7 protein-coding genes are annotated in these 4,212 nt (G+C 59.7%); 6 read left to right on the forward strand and 1 reads right to left on the reverse strand.

What is annotated here, in order from left to right; translation table 11 throughout:
- The first annotated feature begins 721 nt into the window (after positions 1 to 721).
- The 4 genes from DES43_RS21980 (at position 722) to DES43_RS21995 (ending at position 2,247) form a co-directional block, all read left to right on the forward strand.
- The gene (locus DES43_RS21980) at positions 722 to 922 is read left to right on the forward strand and encodes a hypothetical protein (protein WP_133676425.1); all 201 of its coding nucleotides are present in this window, start codon (positions 722 to 724) and stop codon (positions 920 to 922) included.
- A gap of 108 nt (positions 923 to 1,030) precedes the next feature.
- Positions 1,031 to 1,384, forward strand: a complete 354-nt coding sequence (locus tag DES43_RS21985) for a hypothetical protein (protein WP_133676427.1) — start codon at positions 1,031 to 1,033, stop codon at positions 1,382 to 1,384.
- Between the two features lie 76 nt (positions 1,385 to 1,460).
- Positions 1,461 to 1,856 carry a hypothetical protein gene (locus DES43_RS21990; RefSeq protein WP_133676429.1) on the forward strand — a complete coding sequence of 132 codons (396 nt, stop codon included), beginning with the start codon at positions 1,461 to 1,463 and terminating at the stop codon, positions 1,854 to 1,856.
- 127 nt (positions 1,857 to 1,983) lie between these two features.
- Complete coding sequence (locus DES43_RS21995; protein WP_133676431.1) at positions 1,984 to 2,247, forward strand: hypothetical protein; 264 nt, start codon at positions 1,984 to 1,986, stop codon at positions 2,245 to 2,247.
- A gap of 5 nt (positions 2,248 to 2,252) precedes the next feature.
- On the opposite strand, the gene DES43_RS22000 is transcribed toward DES43_RS21995, so the two are convergent.
- Positions 2,253 to 2,543, reverse strand: coding sequence for a hypothetical protein (locus DES43_RS22000; RefSeq protein WP_208110873.1), 291 nt, complete (start codon positions 2,541 to 2,543; stop codon positions 2,253 to 2,255).
- A gap of 55 nt (positions 2,544 to 2,598) precedes the next feature.
- On the opposite strand from DES43_RS22000, the gene DES43_RS22005 reads away from it, so the two are divergent.
- Positions 2,599 to 3,393, forward strand: a complete 795-nt coding sequence (locus DES43_RS22005; RefSeq protein WP_133676435.1) for a hypothetical protein — start codon at positions 2,599 to 2,601, stop codon at positions 3,391 to 3,393.
- A 1-nt stretch (position 3,394) separates the two neighbouring features.
- The coding region (locus DES43_RS22010) for a hypothetical protein (RefSeq protein WP_133676437.1) at positions 3,395 to 4,212 on the forward strand (818 nt) is incomplete at its 3' end.

A 4,212-nucleotide genomic window follows, 5' to 3' on the forward strand; every position in this document is an offset into this window, starting at 1 on the left:
TGCGTTCGAAAACACGCCGAAAGGATATTGGCCGTCAGACCTCCCGATGCCTGAATGAATAAGCCCCGCTCCGGCGGGGTTTTTGTTTCAGGCCCGATTTCTCTCCTGCCCCTAGTTCTATAAAACTCCCCCTCAGAGCCCTATATCTTCTCAGGTTTGTTCAGCTTCTGAAACCGGTTCAGACCTCGTATCTGTCTATCCTTTAAGGTCCTTGACCGTAGGAAAGCTCAGAACCCCGAACATAGGAGGACTAAGCCCCGTGCTCATAGAGCATCCGGGGTTAGCCCCTATGCCAGAGTGATCTTGACCGCCGGAGCCGCCCGTCACCCCTTCCGATTGACTGGGTGTCAGCCCGCCAACCTCGACCGCACTTTTTCGTCACCCTGACAGGTCACGGCGGACGCCCCTTCGGTCTTTCGGAGTGGGGCTTGTCTATGTCCGCGCCCGGTGGTAAACATAAGTCGTCACTTATAACGACCCCGGGTCCGCCACCGTCATTCAACCTTCCGGCACCCGTATCAAAGCCCCGGCCTAACCCGCCGGGGCTTTCTTTATGCGCGATGATTCCAAAGGGTTCAATCTTTTTGTGGCATTATTTGCCACTTTTTTTGCTTGAGCCTATTGCACGTGGTGGCAGATTATGCCACTATCCAATCATCAACAGCGCACGAAGACACGGACACCCGCCGATCTGCGCTGAGCCAAAGGGCAGGAGATGATGATGGCGAAGTACGGAGTCAGGTTCGAAACGGCAGACGGAACGCTCGAAGACGCTTTCCATGTGACCACCCGCAAGGCCGAAGCCGTACGCGCCGCCAAGATTGCGGCCAAGACCACGGTTTGCACCGATGTGGTTCGCGTCTGGGTTGATGACCTCTGCGCCGAACTGGGCATCGCGTCTTTCGCCACGAGGTTCGCGTGATGAAGTGTCTCGGACCCCTCGTCGTCGGAGCCATATGCGGCTCCACGGCCTACTTCCTGATCCCCCTTTTCATGGGCCTGTTCGACTAGCCACCTGACGGAGACGACCATGAACGCCATCAGCGATCAGCACAGCATCGAATTTGAGTTCAAGGAATTGCAGCCATCAATCGGCGGCGTCCGTCTGGACATCTACATCAGCGGCGTGGCCGAGCTTGCAGCCGATCCGGGATACCAGTTCTACGTCAAGAGCATCCGCCTCGACGGGACCACACCGGACAAGTTTGCCCGCCCCACTCTGTTCGGAGGAAGGCCCCGCAAGGCGGCAATCACCATCATCAACAAGCCTGCCAAGGGCGACACGTCTCTGGAAGCGCAGATTTTCCGCTGGCTGGAAAGCGCGATCTACGACGACGAACTGGCGCTCCGTGCGTGGGCCTCTGAATTTGAGGAGGCAGCATGACCGCCACCCTCTCCCTCACCATCATCGCCATTGGCATCCCGGTCATGTTCTGGGCTGTACTCACGGAGCCACGGAAATGACGACTGCAAATGTCAAATACCAAGTCGAGATGGCCGCAGTCGATAAAGACTTGGCCAAGGCTGTAAACGACGCCCGAAACGCTCTCGCCTCTGCTGAGAAGGCGATGATTGAGGCCTACACCAAGTCACCTCGATATCAGGCGATGCTTGATCTGGCTGGATATGGCGGCGGCGGTTACGGCAAAGTTCCGACTTACCCTGTCATTCAAGGACCCCGGATCGTCTGCAAGGTCATGTTAGACCTCGAACAAGAGCCGACTCGTCCGCAACTCTATCTCGATCCGAAGACCGCAAATCTTCTGCTTTCCGGCAAGCTCTTGTCCGACGACGAGAAGCGCCATTTGCTCAAGGATATGGGCGTCGAGCTCCCAAAGTCTGAGAGCGCGACATGATCCGCTCCCTCGACCTTCTCCCCGCCCGCCTGTGCTCTTGGCTGGCGACCCGCTCAACCCCCGCCACGTTCTCGCTCTGCCTGATAGCGGCAGTGGTGCTTGTGGCTGCGCTCGAAAGGCCGGTGTGATGGCTGAATATCTCCTTTTGAAATGGGGAACGCTCAAGGGCTGGAACCTCGAAACCGACCAGAGCCGCGCCGCCGCTCAGAAGTATGCCGACATGGGTATGTCTATGGGCGCTATGCAGCAGCGGGACACGCCCGAGCAGAAGCAGGCTCTTTGCGATCTGATCGACGCGATTGACGGTGAAATCAAAAACGACTGGTCCGGCGAGGCGATGTCGAAGGATGAGGCAAAGCGCTACGTCCTTGAGTACGGGGCATCGCCATGACGCCCTCAGTCAGAGCGCGCCCTGTCGATGACGACATCCTGACGGACGGTCATCTTCGCTACCGGGCCAGAACAGTCTTTCGCGAATTGCAGGCCCGATACGGCTTCGGCGGCGCTCGCGAACTCATCGCAGAAATCATCAACGAAGCGGCCGAAAGGTCGGGGAGATACAACCATGCAGAATGAATGGGCATTCTGGCAGCGCGCGCTTGCCATCGGCAACGGCCGCCGCCTGACCAAGGACGAAATGCGGTCGCTTGAGGCCACCACGGAGCCGCAGACCGGGTTCTGGCGCAAGCGCAACAAGTCCGGCTCCGATGTGCCGGTTGCCATCTGGCATGACGGCAACGGCATGGTCGCCAAGGTCGGGCGGGATATGGCCGATCATGCCGATGAAATCTGGACGTGGTGCTGCGATTGGCCGATTAGCGAGGAAGCATATCGCTCCGTTGCCGAGAATGGCGAGGCGTGGCCCGGTTCTGATCCTGTTGTTCAAGAGCAGGTTGCCGGAGCGGGCCACAACTCTGGCGAAATCGATGAAGCTGAGGCGTTTGCCGATCAGGTTGACGCCGCCGAGAAGGGCAAGGACGCCTATGCCAGGATCGCGGATGACGAACAGCTTGCCGCCGCGCAATCGCTCCGGTCGCGCCTGCTGGAACTGAAATCCGAAGGCGAGAAGAAGCACAAGCGCGAGAAGGAACCGCACCTTGAGGCCGGTCGCGCGGTCGATAAAAAGTGGCTTCCGAACGTAAAGCGAGCGCAGGCAGCGGCGGATGCTATCCGCGCATCTATGAACACGTACGAGACGGAAAAGCTTCGCAAGCAGCGCGAAGCCGAGGCCGCGCGCCTTACGGCGGAGATTGCGGCTCGCAAAGAGGCCGACAAAGCCAACGCGCCGGCCCCTGTCGAACAGCAGCCCGAACCTGTTGCTGCCGCCCCTACGCCGATCCGTGGCAGCTATGGCCGCGCCGCGTCCGTGAGTGTTGTCAACGTAGTGACGGCCATCACCGATCAGGATGCCCTCTATCGCTTCCTGAAAGATCACCCAGACCTCAAGAACTGCATGTTCGACCTCGCCAAGCGTGCGGTCGCTAAGGGGCACACTGTCCCCGGTGTGACGGTCGAAGAACAGGCAAAGGTGGCATGATATGAACGCTGTAGTCGAAATGGCAAGCCGCGCCCCTGCCCTTATGGCGGGCGCTCAGGTTGGCGCGATCATCCCGCGCAGCATTGAGGAAATGTGGCGCGTGTCTACCATGGTCGTGAGGGCCGGTCTGGCTCCGCAGGCTCTTGTCGGCAAGAAGACCGGCGAAGAAGCGGCAAGTGCGGTGGCTATCGCTGTCATGGCCGGCGCAGAGCTTGGCCTGCCTCCCATGGTGGCGCTTCGTAGCTTTACCGTCATCGGTGGACGCCCTGCCCTGTATGGTGACGGCATCATCAACGTGGCTCGCCGGTCCAAGAAGGCTGCCTATATCCGAACCGGGTATGACGAGACCGGCAAGTTCGGATGGTGCGAGGCGAAGCGCTCCGACACAGGCGAGGAAAAGCGCGTCGAGTTCTCGGAGGCTGATGCCCGAGCGGCCGGCCTTTGGGATGACCGAAAGACCGTCAAGCGCAAGGGTTTCGATGGACAGTGGAAAGAGGTCCCGAACGATGCGCCATGGTTCCGCTATTCCAAGAGGATGCTGGCATGGCGCGCTGCTGGATACTGCCTCCGCGAACTATTCGCTGACGTTCTGGGCGGCATCACGGACGAGTTCGAGGCGCATGAGATCGCCGCCCATAACGAGCCGGTGAATATCACCCCGCCGTCCGCGCCGCGTCCACCGTCTCCGCCATCCGCCCAGATTGCCGCCCCCATCGAGGAAGCCGAAACCATCGAGCATGAACAGGTGGTCGAGGAAACCGGCGAAGTCATCGAAGCCATTCAGGACGGCGAACCGTTCGATCTGGATGCCTTCCTGTC

Source organism: Aquamicrobium defluvii (assembly GCF_004363725.1).
Taxonomy (GTDB): domain Bacteria; phylum Pseudomonadota; class Alphaproteobacteria; order Rhizobiales; family Rhizobiaceae; genus Mesorhizobium; species Mesorhizobium defluvii.